This window comes from Acidimicrobiales bacterium, from assembly GCA_035533095.1.
Classification (GTDB): Bacteria; Actinomycetota; Acidimicrobiia; order Acidimicrobiales; family Palsa-688; genus DATLUM01.
Window position 1 is genome coordinate 1 of sequence record DATLUM010000103.1, and the last position, 22,771, is coordinate 22,771.

The 22,771-nt window shown below is 67.2% G+C and carries 24 protein-coding genes; 10 read left to right on the top strand and 14 right to left on the bottom strand.

Going from position 1 to position 22,771, the window contains the following annotated elements; genetic code table 11:
- A partial coding sequence (locus VNF71_12820; GenBank protein HVA75433.1) for a tyrosine-type recombinase/integrase occupies nucleotides 1-906 on the bottom strand: 906 nt, incomplete at its 3' end.
- Nucleotides 907-1,299: 393 nt separating this feature from the next.
- On the opposite strand from VNF71_12820, the gene VNF71_12825 reads away from it, so the two are divergent.
- Entirely contained in the window at nucleotides 1,300-1,740 is a 441-nt protein-coding gene (locus VNF71_12825; GenBank protein HVA75434.1) for a PIN domain-containing protein, read from the top strand.
- 72 nt (nucleotides 1,741-1,812) lie between these two features.
- Here the strand turns inward: VNF71_12825 and VNF71_12830 are convergent, their stop codons facing one another.
- Nucleotides 1,813-2,301, bottom strand: a complete 489-nt coding sequence (locus tag VNF71_12830; GenBank protein HVA75435.1) for a hypothetical protein — start codon at nucleotides 2,299-2,301, stop codon at nucleotides 1,813-1,815.
- Nucleotides 2,302-2,662: 361 nt separating this feature from the next.
- Here VNF71_12830 and VNF71_12835 point away from each other — a divergent pair, with 361 nt between their 5' ends.
- From VNF71_12835 to VNF71_12850, 4 genes are all read left to right on the top strand, one after another.
- Nucleotides 2,663-3,070 (top strand): MarR family transcriptional regulator, encoded by a 408-nt coding sequence (locus VNF71_12835; GenBank protein ID HVA75436.1) that lies wholly within the window; start codon nucleotides 2,663-2,665, stop codon nucleotides 3,068-3,070.
- Nucleotides 3,071-3,776: 706 nt separating this feature from the next.
- Nucleotides 3,777-3,938 carry a hypothetical protein gene (locus VNF71_12840; GenBank protein ID HVA75437.1) on the top strand — a complete coding sequence of 54 codons (162 nt, stop codon included), beginning with the start codon at nucleotides 3,777-3,779 and terminating at the stop codon, nucleotides 3,936-3,938.
- Between the two features lie 140 nt (nucleotides 3,939-4,078).
- Nucleotides 4,079-4,333: a hypothetical protein gene (locus VNF71_12845; protein ID HVA75438.1), complete on the top strand. Its 255-nt coding sequence runs from the start codon at nucleotides 4,079-4,081 to the stop codon at nucleotides 4,331-4,333.
- Entirely contained in the window at nucleotides 4,326-4,742 is a 417-nt protein-coding gene (locus tag VNF71_12850) for a type II toxin-antitoxin system VapC family toxin (GenBank protein HVA75439.1), read from the top strand. The genes VNF71_12845 and VNF71_12850 overlap by 8 nt, the downstream gene beginning before the upstream one ends.
- 153 nt (nucleotides 4,743-4,895) lie before the next feature.
- On the opposite strand, the gene VNF71_12855 is transcribed toward VNF71_12850, so the two are convergent.
- Entirely contained in the window at nucleotides 4,896-5,792 is an 897-nt protein-coding gene (locus VNF71_12855) for a class I SAM-dependent methyltransferase (protein ID HVA75440.1), read from the bottom strand.
- Between the two features lie 705 nt (nucleotides 5,793-6,497).
- Here VNF71_12855 and VNF71_12860 point away from each other — a divergent pair.
- The gene (locus VNF71_12860; GenBank protein HVA75441.1) at nucleotides 6,498-7,556 is read left to right on the top strand and encodes a hypothetical protein; all 1,059 of its coding nucleotides are present in this window, start codon (nucleotides 6,498-6,500) and stop codon (nucleotides 7,554-7,556) included.
- Between the two features lie 194 nt (nucleotides 7,557-7,750).
- Here the strand turns inward: VNF71_12860 and VNF71_12865 are convergent, their stop codons facing one another.
- Together VNF71_12865 and VNF71_12870 are read right to left on the bottom strand one after the other, a co-directional pair.
- Nucleotides 7,751-8,038 carry a hypothetical protein gene (locus VNF71_12865; GenBank protein ID HVA75442.1) on the bottom strand — a complete coding sequence of 96 codons (288 nt, stop codon included), beginning with the start codon at nucleotides 8,036-8,038 and terminating at the stop codon, nucleotides 7,751-7,753.
- 123 nt (nucleotides 8,039-8,161) lie between these two features.
- On the bottom strand, nucleotides 8,162-8,467 hold the full coding sequence (locus VNF71_12870) for a hypothetical protein (GenBank protein HVA75443.1): 306 nt from the start codon (nucleotides 8,465-8,467) through the stop codon (nucleotides 8,162-8,164).
- A 91-nt stretch (nucleotides 8,468-8,558) separates the two neighbouring features.
- Between VNF71_12870 and VNF71_12875 the strand changes: the two genes are divergently transcribed.
- The 3 genes from VNF71_12875 (at nucleotide 8,559) to VNF71_12885 (ending at nucleotide 10,092) form a co-directional block, all read left to right on the top strand.
- Nucleotides 8,559-8,708 carry a hypothetical protein gene (locus VNF71_12875; GenBank protein HVA75444.1) on the top strand — a complete coding sequence of 50 codons (150 nt, stop codon included), beginning with the start codon at nucleotides 8,559-8,561 and terminating at the stop codon, nucleotides 8,706-8,708.
- Nucleotides 8,709-8,851: 143 nt separating this feature from the next.
- Nucleotides 8,852-9,382, top strand: a complete 531-nt coding sequence (locus tag VNF71_12880; GenBank protein ID HVA75445.1) for a DinB family protein — start codon at nucleotides 8,852-8,854, stop codon at nucleotides 9,380-9,382.
- On the top strand, nucleotides 9,379-10,092 hold the full coding sequence (locus VNF71_12885) for a hypothetical protein (GenBank protein ID HVA75446.1): 714 nt from the start codon (nucleotides 9,379-9,381) through the stop codon (nucleotides 10,090-10,092). The genes VNF71_12880 and VNF71_12885 overlap by 4 nt, the downstream gene beginning before the upstream one ends.
- Nucleotides 10,093-10,110: 18 nt before the next feature.
- On the opposite strand, the gene VNF71_12890 is transcribed toward VNF71_12885, so the two are convergent.
- From VNF71_12890 to VNF71_12905, 4 genes are read right to left on the bottom strand one after another with little or no spacing between them, the layout of a single operon-like run.
- A complete protein-coding gene (locus VNF71_12890; protein ID HVA75447.1) occupies nucleotides 10,111-11,796 on the bottom strand; it encodes a GMC family oxidoreductase in 1,686 nt (561 codons plus the stop codon).
- Nucleotides 11,793-12,581, bottom strand: a complete 789-nt coding sequence (locus tag VNF71_12895) for a gluconate 2-dehydrogenase subunit 3 family protein (GenBank protein ID HVA75448.1) — start codon at nucleotides 12,579-12,581, stop codon at nucleotides 11,793-11,795. The genes VNF71_12890 and VNF71_12895 overlap by 4 nt, the downstream gene beginning before the upstream one ends.
- 9 nt (nucleotides 12,582-12,590) lie before the next feature.
- The gene (locus VNF71_12900) at nucleotides 12,591-12,902 is read right to left on the bottom strand and encodes a hypothetical protein (GenBank protein HVA75449.1); all 312 of its coding nucleotides are present in this window, start codon (nucleotides 12,900-12,902) and stop codon (nucleotides 12,591-12,593) included.
- A gap of 51 nt (nucleotides 12,903-12,953) precedes the next feature.
- Complete coding sequence (locus tag VNF71_12905; GenBank protein ID HVA75450.1) at nucleotides 12,954-13,748, bottom strand: AIM24 family protein; 795 nt, start codon at nucleotides 13,746-13,748, stop codon at nucleotides 12,954-12,956.
- A gap of 118 nt (nucleotides 13,749-13,866) precedes the next feature.
- On the opposite strand from VNF71_12905, the gene VNF71_12910 reads away from it, so the two are divergent.
- Nucleotides 13,867-15,360, top strand: a complete 1,494-nt coding sequence (locus VNF71_12910) for a GGDEF domain-containing protein (GenBank protein HVA75451.1) — start codon at nucleotides 13,867-13,869, stop codon at nucleotides 15,358-15,360.
- Here VNF71_12910 and VNF71_12915 read toward each other — a convergent pair.
- Genes VNF71_12915 through VNF71_12935 form a run of 5 tightly spaced genes read right to left on the bottom strand, consistent with a single transcriptional unit; the run spans nucleotide 15,331 to nucleotide 22,768 of the window.
- Nucleotides 15,331-16,656, bottom strand: a complete 1,326-nt coding sequence (locus tag VNF71_12915) for a D-arabinono-1,4-lactone oxidase (GenBank protein ID HVA75452.1) — start codon at nucleotides 16,654-16,656, stop codon at nucleotides 15,331-15,333. The two genes, VNF71_12910 and VNF71_12915, sit on opposite strands and share 30 nt — an antisense overlap.
- Nucleotides 16,657-16,666: 10 nt before the next feature.
- Nucleotides 16,667-17,428: an enoyl-CoA hydratase-related protein gene (locus VNF71_12920; protein ID HVA75453.1), complete on the bottom strand. Its 762-nt coding sequence runs from the start codon at nucleotides 17,426-17,428 to the stop codon at nucleotides 16,667-16,669.
- Entirely contained in the window at nucleotides 17,425-19,209 is a 1,785-nt protein-coding gene (locus VNF71_12925; GenBank protein HVA75454.1) for an acyclic terpene utilization AtuA family protein, read from the bottom strand. Before VNF71_12925 ends, VNF71_12920 begins: the two co-directional genes overlap by 4 nt.
- Nucleotides 19,206-21,128, bottom strand: a complete 1,923-nt coding sequence (locus VNF71_12930; protein ID HVA75455.1) for a biotin carboxylase N-terminal domain-containing protein — start codon at nucleotides 21,126-21,128, stop codon at nucleotides 19,206-19,208. The genes VNF71_12925 and VNF71_12930 overlap by 4 nt, the downstream gene beginning before the upstream one ends.
- Nucleotides 21,125-22,768, bottom strand: coding sequence for a carboxyl transferase domain-containing protein (locus tag VNF71_12935; protein ID HVA75456.1), 1,644 nt, complete (start codon nucleotides 22,766-22,768; stop codon nucleotides 21,125-21,127). Before VNF71_12935 ends, VNF71_12930 begins: the two co-directional genes overlap by 4 nt.
- Between the last annotated feature and the right edge of the window lie 3 nt (nucleotides 22,769-22,771).

Below are 22,771 nucleotides of genomic sequence, written 5' to 3' on the forward strand. Positions count from 1 at the left end.
TGCGCCAGCGATGAAGGTGGAGACGATGTAGGTGGCGTGGCGGTCGAGGGAGACCCGGGCCCTGTCGTAGCGCATGGTGGTTCGGGGGTCTGCGTGCGATGCAGCTTCTTGCACGTCGCGCAGTGGAACGCCGGCGTCCAAGGCGGCGGTGATGAAGGCGTGGCGCAGGGTGTGCGGCCCGATCCGCTTGTTCAGACCTGCCCGTCTTGCGACTTTGCGAACGATTCGGGCGGCGCCGTGTCGGTCGAGCCGGCTCCCGCCAGCAGCGATGAAGATCGGCCCGCAGGTCCGCTCGCCGATGGCAAGGTCGACCGCTCGAGCGGTACGCGGTGCGAGAGGGATCGTGACGACCTTGCCACCCTTGCGCAGGACGGTGAGGGTGCGATGACCGCGTTCGAGACCCAGTGATTCGATGTTCGCACCCGTGGCTTCTGAGACGCGCAGGCCGTTGAGGGCCAGAAGAGAAATCAGTGCGTGCTCGATCGCAGCTCCCAGACCTGCCGCTACCAGCAGGGCGCCGACCTCGTTTCGGTCCAAGCCGACCGCGTGAGACTCGTAGTCGAGACGAGGTCGGCGGACGTGAACCGCTGGCGAGACGGAGATGAGGCCTTCTTCTTCGGCGTAGCGGTAGAACCCAGCGACGGTGCACAGTCTCCTGGCGACGGTCGCTCGAGCTAGACCCCGTTCTTCTAGGGAGCGGGCGTAGCACTCGGTGTCTGCCCGACGAACCGAGAACAGCGGCAGCTCGTAGCGGTCGCACCATGTAACGAACTGGCGCAGATCGAGCGAGTACGCCTCGCGGGTGAAGCCGCGGTATCCGGCGAGGAACCCGACTACTGCGAGACGCTCTGCGTCACTGAAGGCGGGGTCGAACACCACCAGCGAAGCAGACGGTGTTGTTTGCATTGGTCACCTCCGAGTCGGTGGGACCCGGGGCGTCGAGCCCCACGATTGAGGGCATCGACGCTATGGACCAAAACGGTCAGGGAGCACCCGATATCCTGGTCGCTTCCCGCCAGTCCGGCCATACAACGGACCGGGGATGTCATACAATGTGGTCATGTCGATGGGCGAGCATGTGATGACGGTCTCCCAAAACGGGCAGGTCTCCATTCCAGCCACGACACGGGCCCGGTGGAAGGCCCGTCGGGTCATCGTCGTCGATCTAGGCGATCGAGTTGTGATGCGTCCAGCTTCCGATAGTCCGGTGGCCGAGCTCGAAGGAAAGTACAGGGGGCGAGGGCCTGCGTCTGATGAGGCCCGCCGTCAGGCTCGCCGAGCCGATACTGCTCGCAAGCGGTGACAGTCCTCGACGCCTACGCTGTCCTCGCTTTCCTGAAGGGCGAACCCGCGGCCACAGAAGTCCGGGGCCTGCTCGACACCGGCGAGGCAGCCTTGACCGCCGTGGGAGTGGCTGAGGTCCTCGACCATCTGGTGCGCCTGGCTGGGGCGGACGAAGAGAACGCAGCCTTGGACTTGGCGCAACTCGGGCTCCTCGACGGGATCGTCGTGAACTCAGACCTTGGTGTCGCCGCCGGACGGTTCAGAGCCCGCCGCTATCACCGCAGCCGCCGCGCGATCAGCATGGCTGACTGCATCGCGGCCGAGGCCGCCCGCCAGGCGGACACGGATCTCGCTACCAGCGATCCCCATTTGCTTGATGCCTGCCGAACGGAGGGCATCGCGACCACTGTGCTCACGGCATCCGACGGCACACGATGGGCACCGCCGGCAGGGTGACGCCTTTGCTCTCGCGATTATGTAGCTAGATATCGGCTCCTACCAGCAGCGTCACAGCGCTCCGAGCGCCGACTACGAGCGCCCGATCCGCCGCATTCCGTAACTAGAGGCGCTGATGTTCTGCTCGCCTTCTCGAAGGAGGGCCCGGAAGGCAGCATCGTGGTCATCGGCCACTGGCTCGTCGAGGTCGGTGAGGTAGAAGGCGATGAACGTGCTTTCCGGTCCGGCCTCTTCGAGCAGCCGTCGCCACGACCACAGATTGGGGTGCTCCCAGTGGGTAGCCGCCTCGGCCGGTGCTAGGGCGGCCACGGCACAGGTGAAGTCCTTGGTGCTTAGAGGGAAGGTGCCCGTCCGGTTGGTGTAGCCGCAGTAGGAAGCAAGAACTACAGCGGGAAGGCGGTGCTCACTGGTGGGGTCGTTGACATGACCGAAGGTCAGACGACCGTCGTCCAGGCGAGCGACGCTGTAGGCGACGGGTGGCTTGAACCTGGGTATTCGGTCGGCGAAGCGCTGGCGAGCGGCGAGTAGGTCGGCGTCGGTGCCCCATCGTTCCTCGCTCACAACATCACCTCCGTGCTACTCGTTGTCACGCTCTCCACATTGACGCGTGCGGCGAGAGGCTGCTGTCGATTTTCGAGTGCACGGCGGCGCTGCCGCGGGCGCGAGGCGATGGGCCGGGCCGGCGTCGCGGGTCCTGCCAGGATCGAAATAGCCGTCGAGGCCTGACCTGAGCTCGCAACCTCCGCACCGGAGAGGTGGCGCCAAGCGAACGGGCGCCGCCTCGACGCGCCCACCCGAAGCCGAGGCGTTCGAGCGCGAGTACCCCGGAGCCTCGTGGCTGGCTAGCCGGGCGCTGCGCCAACTCGAAGTAGTCGGTGCCAAAGCCGAAGCCCTCGTCGCACGCGTAGCCCGCCGCTACGGGCTGTCTCACGCCGCCCTCAATGCGCTGGCCGTCATCGAAGGCCAAGGTGGACCCATCCCGGTAGGAGAAGTCAGCGCGCGGATGCACATCACCAGCGGGACCATGACCACCGTGCTCGACACACTCGAACGCAACAGCCTCGTCCGGCGCCTCGCCGACCCGGGAGACCGCCGTCGCGTCCTAGTCGATATCACCCCAGCCGCCACCCCCGTGCTCGACCGGATGCTCCCAGAAGTCCAACAGGTAGCCACCGCTGTCATGGGAGCCCTCGACGATGACGACCTACTAGCTCTTCTCGACACCTTGGCCGTCCTAGACGCCGCTATCGCCGCGGTATCGGCGGAACTGCCGGCCCCGGCTCCCCGCCGGACACCCCGTCACCTCCGCCGCAACCCAGACTCCCCCTAACCCGCCACCAGGTAGTCAGCTCTCACCCTCCAAATCTGCTCGTAGCAAGGTGAGACGCGCACAGAACAACGCCGGCACCTTCGGTCGAGAGGCTCGCTAAATCGGCGCGCCTCCTCGGTGGTCCCGACGCCGGTCGGATTGTGCGCCCGAAGGTTCAGGTCATCCGCGGCGGCGAAGTCGGGTCGGGGGCGGCGCGACCGACGACGGGGCGGTCGGGGGGAACAAGGACGTCTCCAACGCCACGTCGTCGACGTCGTCGGGCAGCGGCCAGGAAAGCCCAGCCAATGTCGCCCGTCGGATGCAACCCACACCGTCATGACCGGCACACCAGTCGCCGCGGCGACCTGGCGGCGCGACCGCCCTTCCCCAAAAGTGAGACGCAGAACTTCTCGGATCTTGCGCATGTCGCAGCGGGGTCTGGGCACCGGGTCGCCTCGAACAGTCGGGAACAGTTCGAGGCAGGGTTGACACCGACTCTTCGCCAGGTGGTGGACCCGAACCCGGGCACCCCAAGCTCACAGCCAGGCAACCAACCGGCTGCCCTCCTCACCTCACGCCAGCACTACAAGCCTCCCCGACACGGTGTACGAAACACCGGAATCGCTGTACGAAAACGATCGGAATAGGTGTACGAAAACCGCCGGAATCCGCAGGCAGGCCGTCATCGACTCGGATGTGCGCAAGATCGAACATTACGATCACCCCTGTGGCAGCACATCTAGCTCCGAGAGCGTTTGTTCTGCTGGGGCTCATCGGTGCTCTGGTTGCCTACAGCAAAGGCAGGTCGCTTCTCGGCTGGATCGCCTTGGGCTTGCTGTTCGGTCCGTTCGCCTTGGTGGCGTCGATCATCGGCCGGCGTCGCAGTTAGGCGCTTATCGCCGATTTAGCGTCTCCGGTCAAGCTGTCGACCTAATCGGATGCGCTCGCGTTCGGCGCTTACTTCCTGGCCGCAGACGTCGTCCGACGAGCGGCGACGTCGAGTGTAGCACCACGTGCTACGCTGCCGGTATGGCCAGAGAGATCACTCAGCGGGAGCTGCGCAACGACAGTGGGGAGATCATGCGACAGCTCGACGAGGGCGAGTCTTTCATCGTGACTCGCAACGGAGTCCCCGTTGGCGAACTGTCACCGCTTCGCCGGCACCGCTTCGTTCGCTCCGACACCGCTGTGGCACTGTTCCGCCACGCCCCCGCAGTCGATCTGGACAAGCTGCGTGACGACCTCGACCGAGTGGTCTCTCAGGACCTGAGCCCACGTGGTTGAAACCACGACTCGCCCCCCGAGGGGACTCATCGACACATCGGTAGTCATCGATTTGGAAGAACTCGACTCAGCGGACCTGCCTGTCGAGGTGGCCATCAGTTCCCTCACGCTGGCCGAGCTGGCTGCCGGTCCCCACGCCACCGACGACGCCGAGGAACGCGCTCGTAGACAAGACCGGCTGCAGCGCACCGAGGCGGCGTTCGACCCGTTGCCATTCGACGCCGAGGCTGCTCGATCCTACGGACGGATCTACTCTGCCGTCTCGGCCTCCGGCCGCAAAGCTCGCGGTCCTCGGGCCGTGGACCTGCTCATCGCTGCCACCGCCCACGCATCGTCACTGCCGCTATACACCCGCAACCCCGAGGACTTCCGAGGCCTTGAGCAGCTCCTGCAAGTCGTCACCATCTGAGGGCGCCGATCTGCGACGCGAATCGCTGACTCAACCAGCCCCCGAAACCATTCGGTATCGCCGACTCGGTCGCGCGTGACCCAACAGCATGCGGTGTCTGGTGGCGACCAAGAGGGACTGTTATGGCGCCGCCCCGGCCTGCGGCTGGATGGGTCAGCCTGCGGTGGGGAGTCGGGAGCCGTCGCGTGGGCGGGTGCCCCTAGAGCCTGGTTTCGTTCCCACGATGCAGCGGGCCACGCCTGGGACGCGGACCTGGCCGTCCTTCTCGAACTCCCTCACCTTCGCAATGGCGTTTACCCGTATTCGCTCCCGCGCCGACCCCTCGACCCGCTGAAGCGCCGCCGCAGCGAGTGAGACGTGCTCGCTGATCATTTCCCAGTACTGCTCGGGAGATCGGGTCACCAGTTCAACGCCGACGTCCCACTCGACAACATCGCGGAACCCCGTGCTCTCGTAGAGGGCAGTGACCAATCCCCGAGCTGCAAACCGATACATACCCGGCTGGTCCGGATCGGGTGACGGCAATGCCGCCTCGGTCGCGATTGCCTGCATGACAATCGTCGTCCACGGATTTTCCTCGGGCTTGACCCACACCGACGAGCAGATACGTCCGCCCGGCTTGAGCACCCGGGAGAACTCGGCCGTCGCCTTGGCCACGTCGGGAAAGAACATGTACCCAAAGCGCACGGAGACACTGTCGAATGCGGCATCGTTGAACGGCAGGTCATCGGCGCTGCAGACCTTCGTCTCGATATTGGCGACCCCCAGCGCGCTGGCTCGCCGTGCCGCTACGTCGAGCATCTCCGCCGAGAGGTCGGTGAGCACGACGCGTCCCCTGGGCGAGAGTCTGGCGATGCTCAGACCGGGCTCACCCGTGCCCGCGGCAATGTCGAGATGCTGCTGATCTTCAGCGACGCCGAGACATTCGATGATCGCTGCGCCGACCGGGCCCAGTTGGTCCATGATGACCGAATCCCACTTCTCCCAGCTAGCGGAAAGACCAGCCCACGTCGCTCGCTGAACGTCTCGGATCTCATCTGCGCCCGGCATCGGCCCTCCCATCCGCCGACACGATGGCACTTACCGTCGGGAGTGCACAATGCCTGATCCTCGGACTGAACCGCGATTGCACCGCGGCTCATTGCCGCCTACGCCGCTCTCGCCGCCACCCCGGGCAGCCTCGAGGCGCTCCAGCGCACGATCGACATCTGCGACGAGGCGTTTCTGTCTCGCGGCGGCAGAACGGACGACGGCTGGACCGCGCTCGCTGCCAAACACGGACAACTGCTTGGCCGGCTCGTCCCGGCCCGCTGCCGCATGAGCGGGAAACTCGACGAGGACGGTAACCCGGTGCCCGTCCGGCGACACCACCCAGACACGCCACAGCGCACCCGGCGCCGCCGGTTCGCGCTCGAACCATGAAGACACCCAAGCGAGGCACGGTCGAACCGTGCGCGCGGCAGGCTTCCTCGACGCTCGGCGGTCCGCCGCCGGTGGCGAGGAACTGCGCTTACATGCCCTGAGCGAGCGGTTGTCCGAGCGTGTTGAAGCGGCACTTCTACGACAGTCCCACGCCGACAGCGGATGAGGTTTAGCTGTCGCAGCAGGAGGCTCGCCGTTGGATACGAGGTTGGCAAGTCGCCTGCACGCGCGTCCGGGCCGCCACCAGCCACGGCGGTGTCGACGCCGAGGTATGTGCGGGGATTGACCTTGAGGCCTTTCGGCTCTGGTCACAACGCCTGCCATGCGGTATTGGTGGGAGTCGAGGTGATCACGATGATCGGGCCATTGGTTCTTCTGCTCGTTGTCGGAGCAGTGGTCGCTGGGATCGCCGCCTGGATGAGACAGCATCGGCCCGAACTGCCAGCTTCGGCGGCGGCCGAGGAGGCGCAACCACGGCGGATCTCGCTGCTGACGGAGGCGATCGGCTACATCGGCACGATCCTGGTGCTTGCCGGCGCCTTCGCCTTCGCACAGCAGCACTGGACGGACATCACCGAAGGGGGACGGTTCGCGATCCTCGCGGTCGCCACCGCGGTGTTCCTCGGCATCGGCGCGTTCGTGCTGTCATCTACCGAGCCGGCGCTGCGACGCCTGGCCGCGGTGACCTGGGCCGTTTCGGTAGCGGCGTTCGCGGGTTCGGCCGGAATGGTCAACTTGCTGCTCGACACAAGTGGGAAGACGCCGTTCCTGACGATTGCGACATCGACCGCGGCGTACGCCGTCATCCTGTGGGTGCTGCATCGTCATGGCGTCCAGCAGGCGGTTGCGTTCGGCGCCTCATGCGTCGGCCTAGCCTCGATCGTCAACTACGTGATCACCGACGCGAGCGGCTGGATGATCGTTGTACCGCTGTGGGCGATGGGAATCGCCTGGGCGGCAGCCGGATGGTGGCGTCGCGTCGCCCCGTGGTTCGTAGCGTTTCCCCTCGGGCTTCTCGTGGCGCTCATCGCGCCGGCGACGATCGACCAGCCGAGCGGACTTCGATTCGCGCTAGGGATCGCCACCGCCACGACGGTAATGACGTTGGCCGTCGTCGCGAAGTTCACGCCCGCTCTGACCCTGGGCTCGGTGGCCGAGCTCGGCTACGTCATCGGCGCCGTGACCTACTACTTCGGCGACACGCTGGGCGTGCCGGCGTCGCTCGCGATCTCCGGGCTTCTGATCCTCTTGATGGCTGCCGCAGCGGCGCGCTGGCACTGGTTCGGCCGCCGTCAGCAGCCGCCGCCATCGCCGCCACCCGAGGATGTCGGTCCCACGGACCAGTCGCGCGCGCCATCTGGGCCGGGGACCGCTCTGCGGTCTGCGCGGTGACCGGGACAGCGGCACTACATCGCGGTCGGACCTCGCAGCGACCGCCGCTCGGAGCATCGTGATGTAGGCATGCCGCCTTCTTCGAGGCTAGCCGTCCTCATTGCTCTCGACCCGTTCAGCATCGCCGTCGGATGCCCGCTCAAGCCGTGCACACGGTCTCTTGGATCAATCGTCGGGACTTCCTCGGGGCCGAATCAGCGCGCTGCCTTGCCGCCCGCAGGTCCGACGGACCGGCGTGGCGGCGAAGCGTTCCCAAGCCACGTCCGTACGACCATGCCGATGACGAAAGCCGGCGTGCTGAGCCCGACGATGCTCCCCATCAACGTGCCCACGAACACATCGGAGCGGCTCACCGGCTCACCGCTGTCGTTGACGGCCGTAAGCGGGTCGTAGCCGATGATGGCCACGCTGATCGTGAGAACGGGCAACAAGACAGCGGCTGCGAAGAGGAACCACTCTGCCCAGGAGGGCCGCCAGAACATAATCGGCCGCCTGACAAACTGGACCGGGTGGGGTTCCTGCTCGAGGCAAACTCGCTGCGCTGACGACCACCGCACCGCCGGGAGCGAGAGACCCTGGCCCGCGGCTTGCGTCCTCCCTGGACGCTAACCGCAGGCTTCGGCGAGGATCCGTTCGGCAGCCAGGACCAAATCGTCCACGACAGTTGTCGGCAGAGGCGGTAGCTCCATTTGCCCCTGACTTGTCACCTCTAGCACCACCTTCACCTTCCTGGAGCTGCCGTTCCGGGCGGTCTCCATCTTCGGTCCGGTGTTGCGTAGGGTCGCCTGCAAGAGGGGGTGGCGGTGCTTGCTGCGGGCGCAGTCGAACGCCACCCGCAGGGACCCCAGGGGTCCGTTGCGGCGGTGCCTGCTCATCACGTAGCACCAGCGACAGACGGGCTCGGCGGACATGTCAGATGCCTACCCCGATCCGGCGGTTTTGACGCGCTGCCAAACGACCGCCGTTCCGAGATGAATCGCGGCCAGCGGGTATATGCAGCCGATGAAGAGATCACGCGGCGCCGTGACCCCGGAGCGCCAAGTCGAGCTGTGGGAGGCGTTCGTCGATTCGTATACCTCGTCGCGGACCCGCACGGCCGTGGACCTATTCCTGCGGGCGCTGATCGGCGGTCCTCGCCGCCAAGAGGACTAGGCCGTCGCCTAGAAGACGGTATGCCCGAATGGCGGCTGGCCGGCCTCCCGGTAGCGGTCGGAGAGAAGTGAACGGATCAAGACTCTGCCCACCTTGGCTCCACCACCTGCGTAACACGTCTCGCGCAGGACGAGAATGGTGCCATGACTGACTCATGGGTCGCGCCGGCCATGGACCGAGCCGAGCCGGAACTCGTGTCCGGCGAACGAACCAGCCTCGAGCAATGGCTCGACTACCACCGGGCCACCTTGCTGATGAAATGCGCAGGCCTGACTGCCGAGCAGCTGAAGCAGCGGGCGATCCCGCCGTCGAGGCTCTCGTTGCTCGGTCTCGTCCGACATATGGTCGAAGTGGAGCGCTGGTGGTTCCGGATGCACGCTGGGCGAGAGGACATCGGCTTCCCGTACGACCCGGACGCAGTCGGGCTCGACTTCGAGGAAGTGGAGCAGGCCGACGCCAAGGCGGACTTGGAGGCATTCGTGAAGGAGTGCGAGGCGGCCGGGGCCGCCGTTGCCGGACGGCCGCTCGACGAGGTAGTACCCAGCAGGGGGGACCACCCGGAGAGGGTGCGGGACATCCGGTGGATCTTCGTCCACATGATCGAGGAGTACGCGCGGCACAACGGGCACGCCGACCTTCTGCGCGAAGTGATCGACGGAACGACCGGCGAATGATCTCACCGGCCGCCCACCGGGACACCCGCGAGGCGCTCCATAGCGTAGCGGCCCACGTGCTCGCCCGGCGCCGCTACGAGTCGGCAGGCCGGTTCGGTCTGCGGGCCACCCCGGGCGGTTTCGGAACGCCGACGTTCGGTCTGCAGTTCGAGGTGGTCCGTACAGCGGGCCGCGCGCTCGTCCACGAGGTGGGCGGCAAGGTTCGGACCATGCCGATCAACGGATCGACGCTCCGGCAGCTGTCGTCGTTCGTGGGAACCGACCTTGAGGCCGAGTTCTCCGCCGGCGGCGGCACGCCGGCGCTCGGGGATGCCGACGGCGAGATTCGCCTCGATTCGGGCGCCGCCAGCCGAATGGCCGAGTGGTTCGCCCTCGGTTGGAAGGTGCTCGACGGATTCATCTTCGGACTCGGGCCCGAGGCTGATGCCGCCACAATCCAGCTGTGGCCCGAACACTTCGACGCCGGCTCGAATGTCGCGTTGCCGACCGGGTCACGGGCCAACATCGGTTTCTCACCGGGGGACGCGTTCGAACCCGAGCCCTATGCCTACTTCGGGCCGTGGGGAAATGAACGCCCAGGTGACCCGTCTTACTGGAATGCCCCCTTCGGAGCGCTGATCAGGTCATCCGAGATCCTCAAGGCCGACAACCCCATCCAACGGGCGGTCGACTTCCTGAACGAAGGAGCACGCAACACGGCCGGCTCCTGACGCGATACAGCAGCACCCCTACACCCAACGCCGGGAGTTTCTCAGCGCCGTCGCCATGATCGTCAGAGTCGGGTTGTGACCCCCCGACGTCGGGAACACGCTCCCGTCCGCGACGAAGAGGTTGTCCAGTTGGTGATAGCGACCGACCGCGTCTGTGCAGCTCACCGTCTCGTCGGTACCCATGCGCAGTCCACCCATCACGTGCTGCGTCGACGGGACCGCGTTGCCGGCGACGGGTGTCTCGCTGGACTCGGCGTTGGACACGGCTGTCGCGTAGGTGGCTCCCGCCTCGCGCATGATCTGGGCGATCCGAGGCATGTAGAAGCGTTGGGCGGCGAGCTCGTGTGCACCGGGGCTGTAGGTGATCCTGGCGACCGGGACACCGGCGAAGTCGCGAACCTTGGGGTCCAGATCGACCGTATTGGTCCTGTAGGGCAGGTCCTCGCCCATCATCGATATCCCGCACAGCCGGTTGCGCAGGATGCTCGCCCTCATCAGCCGCTTGAACTCGGCGCCGAACGGCTTCGAGGGGGAGATGATCGGCATCAAGCCCCGGTAGGTCGAAGCCTCGTCGAGGAGGCTCTGCGATCCGCCGAGCTCCATGCCGCCCCCCCGGAAATAGGGAAGCCCCGCCGCTCTGGCTGCCTCGCGCGCTCCCGGGTAGTCCGGGTCCGCGAAGTCGTCGCAATCGTGGGTGATGGAACGACCCCGCTCCGCGCCGGGCGAGTAGTCGAGGAAAATGCCGGTGCCGTCTGTGAACCAGTGCATCATCAGGCAGGTTCCGACCGTCGCGTGCGGATCGGGCAGGTTCGAGAGCTTCGCGAGGCGTGACGACTCGATCGCCATGGCGGCCAGCACGACGATGTCCGCTGCCTCGGTGTGGGTCCCGCCGTTGTCGTCCGCCCAACGGACGCCGGTCACCTTCCGCCCGGAGGTGAGCACCCCTACGGCCCGGGCGAGCGGTCGCACTTCGGCGCCGGCGAGGACGGCCTTGCGCAGCGGGGCGAGAGCACCGGAGCGAGCATTTATTGGACAGCCGTACCCTGAGCAGAAGTTGCAGTTGTTGCACACCGGCCTGCCGTCGTAGGGGCGGCTGTTGATCGCCATGGGAACGGGGAAGGGATGCAGGCCGAATCGCGAGCAGCCCACGGCAGCCAGGGCGGAGGAATACTGCGCCGGACCCGCCGGCATCGGAAGCGGCCTGTCGCGTGGGGCGTGCCTCAACACGAGCTCAGGGAGGGAGCTGACGTCTCCCGCAACCCCGATCAGTTCCTCGACTTCGTCATAGAAGGGCGCGATCTCCGCGTAGGTGAACGGCCAGTTGGAGATCTCCGCGCCCGGGGCCGGACCCAGAAGCGAGAGCTTCTCGAAGTCGATGTCCCAGTACCGCGGCGTGTCGGCTCCCCAGTGGACCGTTCCTCCGCCGACAGTCTGCAGGAGGCTCTGCACCTCCCCGACGTGACGCGGTTCCTTGTCCCTGGCGGTCCATCTGTACGTCCGTGGATCCGAGTCGGGGTCCGGGCGGGCAAAGGCACGGTTCCGTTTGAGGTCGTCGTTGGAGAACCTGGTCCGGGGGTCACTCTTGGCGAGATCGTCGAACCAGCTGTCACCCTTCTCCAATACGACGACATCCAGTCCTCGTTGCGCGAGCGTCATGGCAGCGACGGACCCGCCGGCTCCGCTTCCGACGACTATGGCCTTCACGGTGCGTGCATCGGTGGAGGCGAGGTGGCACTCAGTATCTCGAGGAGGGCTGCTACGGCTGGGCCCGGCACGAGCCTGGTGTCATTGAGGGGCGCGGATACCTCCTCCGCCGTGTACCCGCGGGGTTGCATGTCTCCGCGGAACCCGACATCCCTCCAGCCGGCGAGCCCATGGTTCCCTCCGTACTCGGGAGCGCTGTAGGTGCCCTCGATGGAGTGGTGGAAGAGCATGTCGGTGAAGCCCGAGAACTCGCCCGGCAACCGGGCGACCTTGAAGTTGGTGGCGAGGACACGATCCTTCGCTGCCGCCTCGAGGGTCAGGAAGTCCGCGACCCCGACCGTGCGCGCTCTGCGATCCAGTTCGGCCAGGCCCGTCATGTAGCTGTCACGGATGGCCGCCAGGCGGTCGCGCCACGCGCTCCTGGTGGTGCGGCTGGGCGTCAGGAAGTCGGCCATGTCGTCATGCGCAGCCCCGGATCGGTTCGAGAAGGGGCCGCCGGCGTACACGCGCGGAGGGTTGTAGGCCAAGGCGCCGACGAGGGTGGCGATGTATCTGGCAGCGTCCGCTTCCCGCGCGCCGGGATGACCCAGTTCGGCCGGGTCGTCCTGCGGGCCCGGTATGAGGCGCGCGGTTGACTCGGTGAGCAGCGACATCTGATGGTCGCTGAACGGGTTGGGCGGGGGGTTCGTCCCGCATGCCGCGAGGATCTCGGCAGGGATCAGGGTTGCGAGGCCTACGGCGCCCCCGCCGCGCAGTAACGCCCGGCGGGTGAGTTGCGCCGCCACGGAAAAGGTCTAGAGGTCGCCCAGGCTGTAGTCGCCTGCCGGTGCACCGGCATCGGCGTCCGTAGTGGTGGTGTTCGCGGTGGCGACGGGCCCTTGTGCCGCCACGTGCTCGTCGACGGCCGCGAGTGCCTTGGCCACGTCGTCAGCGGGGCCGCCCTGCCTCTCAACCGCGTAGTACGCGGCGCCGAGGTCGCGGAAGAGAGCGTCGATCTGGCGCTTCGCTTGTACCTCGTCGAGTTTTGCCTGTCCCTGCGCCACGCCCTGCTGGGCCTTGCTCAGCGCCTGCTCCGCTTGCTGCTTGACCTTGTCCATTAGGCCCATGCCTGTTACCTCCTGAATCGTGTGTTCATGCGCGGTCCGTCGGGTTGGGGATCACAGACGTCCCTCCAGGATCCCGCCCAACCCCCCTTTGCGCTCCTCGCCTGGCGCAACCATGTGCTGTTGCAGCGCGTGGGCCAGCGCCTCGATCGTCACGGACTGCAGCAGGACCACACCGTCGCCCTCGAGGGTCACCAGGTTGATCCCCTCAGCGCCGAACAGAGCCGTCATCGCTGTCTGCGCGCTAAGACCCCCGACGCGCTCCACGCCGAAGGTGAGGCAGTCCTGGAACGCGGCCACGCACCCGGCGTGGACCTGGATCTTCCCGCCGTACTTCGCCGGGTTGAGCTCGATGAAGTTGCCCGCGGCTGCTATGAGTAGGGTTCCCTGGCCGGTGAACTTCTCCAGCACGAAACCCTGCCCGGACCGCAGGCCGGTGCGCAGCCCGTTCAGCGCAATGTCGAAGTTCACGGACGCCTCGGCGGCGACGAAGGTGCCACGCTCGGTGAGCCATCCGGACGAGCCGTCGAGCTCAAGAGCTCGGACCTCCCCCGGCATCACGCCCGCGAAGGTCACCAATCCGCTCCCGCCCACCGGCGTGAAGTACTGGAAGGCGAGGTGCTCCCCGGCCAGCACCCGCTTTCCGACATCCATCGCCTTCTGCAGGAATCCCGATTTGGCGGCGGGTCCGCCCGCCTGGTTGCCAGCGGGCGTCGTGAGCCTGGTCTCAAGGGTTACGTTCGGCGTCTTCCAGAGGAACTTCCCAGGTTCTCCGTAGACGGTCTGTCCTGCCTCGACCTGGCAGACAACCTGCTGCATTGCGTTTCCGACGATCTTGTGGGCGAGCACGCGTCGAAACCTAGATCGACCGGCTCGGATGAAAGACCAGAAATGTTCGAAGAACCATCTCAAGGCGTGCCGCCACGTTGCCGATACCACGCGAAGGGCGACGTGGAGGGGAGCTCGCTTGGACGACTTCGAGTTGTTCGCTCAGGCCGTGGTCGAACACGGCGAGGTGGCGGTTCTCCTTGTGGCCGACGACCTGCAGGTCCGATGGGCTACTCCGGCAGCACGCCAGCTGTTCGACGGCGCCCACGGCGCCTTGCCCGACCTGATCGATATTGCCGACGCCGCGGCGGCGGCGTCTTTTCTCGACCGAGTGGGCAACTCCGGCGGCTCGCCGGTTCGTTTCGTGTGCTCCGTGCCGGTTGACGGCTCCGCGCCGCGCCGTGTCGAGATGGTGGGCCATGACAAGAGGGACATTCCGGAGCTGGACGGCTACGTGGTGGTCGTCCACGACGTGACGACGTGGGCCGAGCGCGAAAGCCAATCCCAGAACCTGCTCTATTCGGACGGGTTGACCGGGCTGAGCAATCGGTTCAGCCTCCTCGAACGGCTCGCGCAAGCGGTGGGATCAGCTTCCCTGGACGGCCCGAGACCAGCGGTGCTCTCGCTAGACCTCGACGCGTTCAAGCGGGTCAACGACGGTCACGGGCATCACGCCGGCGACACGGTCCTGCGTTTGGTAGCGACGAGGATGGCAGGGGTGGTGGGCGGGGCGGGGACGTCGTTTCGGGTCGGGGGAGACGAGTTCGCTGTCCTGCTCGACCGGACCTCCGCTGACGAGGCGTCGAGGATCGCGGAGAGGATCCTGGAGTCGGTTAGCGAGCCGATCCACCTCGGCATGTCCCAGGTGCAGATATCCGCATCTATCGGTGTCGCGGTCCTGCGCGACCGCCGGCGGCCTGAGGGCGTCCTCCGCGACGGCGACGCGGCCATGTACCGAGCGAAAGCATCGGGAGGCGGCCGGGTGGTGCTCTACTGCGAGGAGTTCGACGACTGGGCACTCGTCCGTAAACGCGAGGCGGACGTCCTGGCGATGCGGTTGGGAGTCCTCAGGCAGGAGAACGAGGCGCTCGCCGAGGCCGCCACGGTCGACGCCCGAACCGGCCTTCCGAACTGCGCCGCCTTCGAGGACGATCACGCCTCACTTCACGCCCGGTTCGTCGAGATGGGGGAGCCGTACGCGCTCATGCTGATCGACATCGACCGGTTCCACGGCTACAACAGCCGCTACTTGTATCTCGCGGGCAATCGGGCGATCCGCGCCGTTGCCGACACCATATCCGCGACCATCCGGCAGGAAGACCGCGCCTACCGGTACGGAGGCGAGGAGTTCACCGTTCTGCTTCCGGGAGCGAGTGCGGAGGAGGGGACGTCAGTTGCCGAGCGCATCCGTGTGAAGGTGCAGGGCCTTCGCATCGAGCACCTCAACAACCGCCCCGGAGTCGTGACGATCACGGCCGGTGTCATCGGATCCGACGCGCGCTACACGACCGCCGACGCGGCGTTCGAGGCCGCGAACCACCTGCTGCTGCGCGGCAAGGAGGCGGGCAGGAACCAGGTGGTCGGACCGAGCCGGTTCAGGTCGTCAGCCGCTCGCGGTCCCGTCAGGCGGTGAGCCGAGAACGGTGTCGAGGTAGGAGTTGGTGAACACTCCGGTCGGGTCGAGCGAATCGCGGATAGCGACGAACTCATCAAAGCGCGGGTAGCGCTGCCGGAGGGTTTCGGCGTCGAGGGTGTGAAGCTTCCCCCAATGAGGGCGGCCGCTGTAGCCGTCGAGGATCCGGCCGACCAGCGCGAAGTAGTCGCGGTGGTCGACCCCGGCCGGCACGTGGAACGCAATGTAAGCGGAGTCCCTGCCCGACGCCGTGGACAACGGGATGTCGTCGCCGGCGGCCACGCGAAGTTCTACGGGAAACGAGATGTTCATGCCGCTCGAATCCACTGCGGACACCACTTCCGTGATGGCTTGGATCGCGACCTCGCGCGGTATGGCGTATTCCATCTCGCAGAAACGCACTCGCCGCGGTGAGGTGAACACCTTGTAGGAGAGGTCGGTGAACGTGCGGGAGCCGAGGGCCTTCGATGCGATCCGGTTCGCCGGGCGGATCAGCGAGGCACGTCGTCGCCCAGCGGCGATCGTCCAGCCGAAGACCGTGTTCGAGAGGAACTCGTCGTCCAGCCACTCCTTCCATTTCGGCAGAGGCTCGAGGCCCTGCTGAAGTGGCCTCCGGGTGTTGCGTTTGGTCAGGGTCGAAGTCGTGTGGGGGAACCAGTACGCCTCGAAGTGGTCGTACTCCTCGGCCAGTTCGTCGAAGCGGGAAAGCAGCTCGTCGAGTGGCATCGGACCCTCTTCGGCACGCAGGGCGAAGAGCGGGACGGTCTGGAGGGTGATGGCGGTGATCACACCGAGCGCTCCCAGACCGACGCGTGCTGCGGACCAGAGATCGGGTCGTTGGGTAGGGGAGCAGGTGAGGACCGAGCCGTCGGCTGCCACGATCTCCAGGCCAACGACCTGGGTGGCGATCCCGCCGAACCGGCTCCCGGTGCCGTGTGTGCCCGTGGAGACCGCCCCGGCGATCGTCTGCACATCGATGTCGCCGAGGTTCGTCATGGCGAGCCCCTCGCCGGCGAGCAACTCGTTGAGCCGGTGCAAGCGGGTGCCCGCTTCGACGGTCACCGCTCCCGAGGCCCTGTCGACCGAGCGGAGGCCGGTCAGGTTGTCGAGGACCAGTTGTGTGCCTTCCGGCCTGCCGATCGCCGTGAACGAATGGCCGGCCCCTATCGGCTTGACCCGCTGCTTTGCACCGGCCGCTCGGCGGACGGCTTCCGCTACTTCCTCGGTACTGCGGGGATTGACGACGGTAACCCCGTCGGCCGATTGGTTCCCGGCCCAGTTGGACCACCTTGCCATCCGCGGGACCCTAGCCGTCGGCAGGAACCCATGACGGCGAGCGCTTCTCGCGGAACGCGGCCATTCCTTCGGCCGCCTCGGCCGAGGCGAACAGGTCACGCGAGATGGCGGCCGTCATCTCGAACGCCTCCGCTCGACCACGGCCTGGAACTTCGAAGACCAACCGCTTGGCAGCCGCGAGAGCGCCAGGTCCGCCGGCGAGCAGCTTGGACACGAGGGTGTCCGTCGCCGCGTCCAAACCCTCGCTGCCGGCGACGTCGGTGATCAGCCCGGCGTCCGCCGCTCGCGCGGCGCTGATCCTCTCTCCGGTCAGGAACAACTCGAGGGCGTCTCCTCGACGCATCTTCGGCAGGCAGACGACGGAGATGATCGCGGGCGCAGCCCCTATGCGGACCTCGGTGAATCCGAACTTCACGTCGGGCGCGGCTATCGACAGGTCGCAAGCCGCTGCGAGGCCGACCCCACCGCCCATGCAGTGGCCGGCGATGCGGGCCACGACCGGCTTCGGAGAGTCCTGGATAGCGGTGAGTATCGACGGCAGGTCGTGACGTGCTGGGGCGAGGCCGCCGCCCTTGAGATCAGCCCCCGCACAGAACGCCGGGCCCGTGTTGGTGAGCACCACGACCCGGACGGAACTGTCGCGCACGGCCGCATCGAGCCCGTCTCCGAGACCGTCGAGGAGGGCGGGGGTGAGGGCGTTGCGGTTGTCGGGTTGGGCGAGGGTGAGCCTGGCCACGCCGGCGGCGATGTCGTAGAGGACGGCGTCGCTCACCTGAGCAGCTCCTCGGGGATGTCGGCGTGGCGCGCCCGGAGCCACTCGCCGAGGCTCTTGGCCTGGGCGTCGAGACGGGTGCTGGACGCGACTCCTTCGCCGAGGATTCCGTGGACGACGAAGTTGATCGCCAGGATGTTGGGAAGCGGGTGGCGATCCACTGTCAGCGGCGCCGTCTCAGGCAGGAGCTCCTTCAGCCGTTCGGTGGTGAGGAACCCGTCGAGCCATTCGTAAGCGGCTTCCGAGCGGGCCCACACACCGAGGTTGGCGTTTCCACCCTTGTCACCCGATCGCGCGCCGACGACGCGCCCGAGCGGCACCCGCCGCCTGGCCGAGGCCGGCGGGTGGTCGGCGGAGACCGCCGGTGTCAAGCCGGCGGGGGGGTCCCCGGCCGGACAGGAACCGCCGGCCGGACCCGGCGCGGCGGGCGGCAGAACGGGCTCGACGAGCGTACGCTCGCCGGCGATCACCACCTCTTGCCAGACGAGATCGGCGGGAACGAGCGCCGGCCAGTACACCCCGTACGCCTGCGCGCCGGCGGTCAGCCCGCCTCCGAACAGGCCGGGGTAAGACGCGAGCGCCAACTCGGTGATCTTCGACGAGAAGGCGCGGCCGACCTTGCGTTCGTCGCTGTCCTTGACGGTTATGCGCAGTTGCGCAACGGCCTCCTCGTTGGTGGCCGGGTCGTCCTTGTCCGTGCGGAGCAGTTGGACGTCGACACCGGCGAACGAACCCTTCGACACCTCGGACCAGAGGGCCCTCTCCACGAGAGCGGCCTTTTCCTCGATGTCAAGGCCCGTCAGGTACAAGACGGTGGTCGACCTCCAGCCGCCCTGGTAGTTGAGCGCCACCTTCGCCGTCGCCGGCGGCGGCTCGCCCTTCACCCCCGTGATCCGTACCCGGTCCGGTCCCTCCTGGTCCAGCTGAATCGTGTCGAAGCGGGCTGTGACGTCCGGGTTGGCGTAGTCCGGTCCGCCGATCTCGTAGAGCAGCTGCGCCGTCACCGTCCCGACCGACACCGTGCCGCCTTGGTCGGGGTGCTTGGTGATGACCGACGATCCGTCGGAGTGCACCTCGGCGATCGGGAACCCTGGGTGCTCGAGGCCACGGATCTCCCCGAAGAAGGAGTAGTTGCCGCCCGTGGCCTGCGTGCCGCACTCGATGACGTGGCCGGCGACGACTGCGCCGGCGAGTGCGTCCCAGTCGTCGCGGGACCAACCGTGCCGCCATGCCCCCGGCCCGACGGTCAAGGCTGCGTCGGTGACCCGTCCGGTGACCACGATGTCGGCACCTCGAGCGAGTGCCTCTGCGATACCCCAGCCGCCGAGGTAGGCATTGGCTGTCATGACCTGCCGGTCCCCGAGCGGTTCCCCGGTATCCATGTTGGAAAAGACCACGCCCGCGGCCTTCAACTCCTCCATCCGGGGGACCAGGTCGTCGCCCTCCACGTAGGCGATGACCGGGTCGAGGCCGAGCTTCTCGGCGACTTCGGCTACCGCGCCGGCGCATCCACGCGGGGAGAGTCCGCCCGCATTGGACACGACCTTGATACCGCGATCCATGCAGCTGCCCATCACCTGCTCCATCTGGGTGACGAACGTCCGCGCGTAGCCGGAGGCGGGATCGCGCAGCATGTTCTTGGCGAGGATGAGCATCGTCAACTCGGCGAGCCAGTCCCCTGTCAGCACGTCAATCGGGCCGCCGTCGACCATCTCCCGAGCGGCCGACAGGCGGTCGCCGTAGAACCCGCTGCAGTTGGCGATCCTGATCGGCTCGCTCATTCGATGACCGCCAGCAGGCTGCCGGCGTCGACCTGGTCGCCGGCACGGGCGTGGAGGTCGACGACCTTTCCGGCGCTCGGAGCCACGACGCGGTGCTCCATCTTCATTGCCTCCACGATCATCAGCAGGTCTCCCGTCTCCACGTCTTGGCCTTCTTCGACGGAGACGAAGACCACCTTGCCCGGCATGGGTGCGACGAGCCCGCCGGGCACGTCCGACTCCCTCGCGGCGTCCGGAAAACGAGGACGCTCCGTGAGCCGCGCGTCCCCATCGGGTCCCTGGACCCAGAAGCTCGCCCCGCGCCGGAAGACGTGGAGGTGGTGGCGGTCCCGGCTGTCCTCGAAGTCGACCCACCCGCTCTCGACTCCCCGAACGCGGACGACGCGATCTCCGAAATCCAGGGTCCCATCCGGCTCGGTGCGGTAGGTGACTTCGAGTTCCTCACCTGCGTGCTCGAAGACGCGGCGCTCCGGGGGCATCACCGAGTTGCGCCACCCCGGCTGGATGGATCGGAGCACCCGGCGCGCCTTAGTCGCTTCATCTCGATCGGCGAGGGCTGCCGCGATGGCGGCTGTGCGAAGTTCCTCCGGGCCGGGTGTCCGGACCGGCGCCACGCCGCTCTCGTCGATAAACGACGTGGTCGTGTCGCCTGCCAGGAAGCGCGTGTGGCGGAGCGTGGCGACCAGGAAGTCCCGGTTGGTCGTCAGTCCCCGGATACGGCTTCGCTCCAGCGCGAGAGCGAGTCTCCGGGCTGCCTCGTCGCGCGTCGGTGCGTGAGAGATCACCTTGGCCAGCATCGGGTCGAACTCGACCCCCACCTCGGAGCCGGTCTCGACGCCAGAGTCCCACCTGACCGCAGGATCGGCCGCCGGTGCCCAGTCGACCAGCGAGCCGGTCGCGGGCAGGAACCCGGCGGCAGGATCCTCCGCGTACAGGCGGGCCTCGATCGAGTACCCGTCGATCGAAAGATCGCCCTGGGTGACCGACAGGGGGAGCCCTTGAGCGACCAGTAGCTGCTCGCGCACCAGGTCCAGACCGGTCACTGCTTCGGTGACGGGGTGCTCGACCTGCAGCCGGGTGTTCACCTCGAGGAAGAAGAAATCGCCGCCGGGCTCCAGGACGAACTCCACCGTTCCGGCGTTGACGTACCCGACGGCTTTCGCCGCGGCGAGCGCCGCCTCGCCCATCCGATCGCGCAGGGAATCGTCGACCGCAGGCGAGGGGGACTCCTCGATGACCTTCTGGTGCCGGCGCTGGATCGAGCACTCGCGCTCGAAGCAATGGATGGTATTTCCGTGCGAGTCGGCGAGGATCTGGATCTCGACGTGGCGGGCTCGGGTCAGGTAGTGCTCGAGGAACACGGTGCCGTCGCCGAAGGCCGCCTCGGCTTCGCGCGCGGCCGCGGCGACGGCGTCCGCGAGCTCTGCACTGGAGGTCACGACCCGCATGCCCTTGCCGCCGCCGCCGGCGGCCGCCTTCACGAGAATCGGGAAGGCGATGTCGCCGTCGTCGGCCTCCCATGTCGGCAGAACGGGCACGCCGGCGCCGGCCATGAGCCGCTTCGCCGCGAGCTTGTCTCCCATCAGCTCGATGACGTTCGGGGGTGGGCCCACCCACGTCAGGCCGGCATCCTGGACTGCCTGCGCGAACGCCGCCCGCTCCGAAAGGAAGCCGTAGCCCGGGTGAACAGCGTCGGCGCCGCTCGATGCCGCGGCTTCGAGCAGAGCCTCGATGTTGAGATAGGTGTCGGCGGCGGTCCTGCCCTTCAGCGGCACCGCCGCGCCAGCCTCGTTGACGAACGGGACCCCACCGTCCCCCTCCGCGTAGACGGCGACCGTCGTGATCCCCATGGAGTGTGCCGTCCGGGCCACACGGCGTGCTATCTCGCCCCGGTTCGCGATCAGCAGACGCGTGATCACAGGCGGAACACCCCAAACCCGGCTGCCCCTTCTACCGGAGCGCTGTGGCAAGCGGACAGGGCCATAGCGACGACGGTGCGAGTGTCGCGCGGATCGATGATCCCGTCGTCGGCGACCCGGCCGGTCGCGTAGAGGCCGAGAGACTGGGATTCGGCGAAGTCCTCTACCGCCTTGGTGATCGCCGCCTCCAGGTTCTCGTCGACGGGTTGGCCTCTCCTGGCCGCCTGCTCCCGCCGGACGATCGACATCACGCCGGCCATCTGCTTCGGGCCCATGATCGCGATCTTCGCCGTCGGCCAGAGGAACACGAAGCGGGTGTCGAAAGCCCGGCCCCCCATGCCGTAGTTGCCGGCTCCGTAGCTCGCTCCCATGATCACGGTGATGTGCGGGACCGTGGAGTTGGACAGGGCGTTGATCATCTGGCTGCCGTGCTTGACGATCCCGCCGCGCTCGTAGTCCCGGCCCACTATGTAACCGGTGATGTGCTGCAGGAACAGCAGCGGTGTCGAGGTCTGATTGCACAGCTGGATGAACTGCGCGGCCTTTTGTGCAGAGTCGGAGAAGAGCACGCCGTTGTTGGCGAGGATCCCGACGGGGAAGCCGTGAACGTGCGCCCAGCCGGTGACCAGCGTGGGGCCGTAGCGAGGCTTGAACTCCTCGAAACGACTGCCGTCGACGACCCGTGCGATTATCTCCCTCGCATCGACCGGCGCTTTCAGATCCACCGGCATGAGGCCCAGCAGCTCATCAGCGTTGTACAGCGGCGGTTCGGGGTCGTCGGTCACCGGACCAGGCCCGAGCTTCCGCCAGTGGAGGTGCGCGACGACGTCGCGCGCCATGCGGATCGCTTCGAACTCGTCCTCTGCCAGGTAGTCGGCGAGGCCACTGGCGGACGCGTGCATCTCCGCGCCACCGAGCTCCTCGTCCCCGGCGTCTTCGCCCGTCGCGACCTTCACCAGTGGCGGCCCGCCGAGGAACACCTTGGCGCCGCCTCGCACGAAAATGTTGTAGTCCGAGAGCCCGGGCTGGTAGGCGCCGCCGGCGGTGGAGCTACCGAATACGACAGAGATGGTCGGGATGCCGCGGGCGGACAGCTCGGTTATGTCGTGAAACATCCGCCCGCTTTCCGCGAAGTGGGTGAGGTTGCGCCTCATCACCGCCTCGGGGTCCTCGCCCGAGGTCAGGCCGCGGAGGTCTCCGCCGGCGGATTCCACGAACTGTATGTACGGCATGTGGTTGAGCCGGGCGATCTCCAGGGCGCGCATCAGCTTCTGGATCGACACGGCGGTCATGGCCCCGCCGAGATCGGTGGGGTCGTTGGCGAGGATCACGCACTCGGTCCCTTCGACGACGCCGATGCCGAGCACCATGCCGCCGCCGACGTTGAAGTCGGTCATGTAGCCGGCGAGCGGGCTTATCTCCAGGAACGCGCTGTCGGGGTCCAGCAGGAGCGCCACCCTTTCGCGCGCGAGGAGCTTGCCCCGGCTGCGGTGCCGGTCTATCGCCCTGGGACCGCCGCCTTGTGATGCCTGCTGGAGGAGGCGGTCGATCTCGGCCAGCAGCTCGAGCATCCCGGACCGGTTGGACCGAAACGCAGGGTCGCGCGTGTCGACGACGGTGCGAAGCGGAGGGGCTGCCATGGC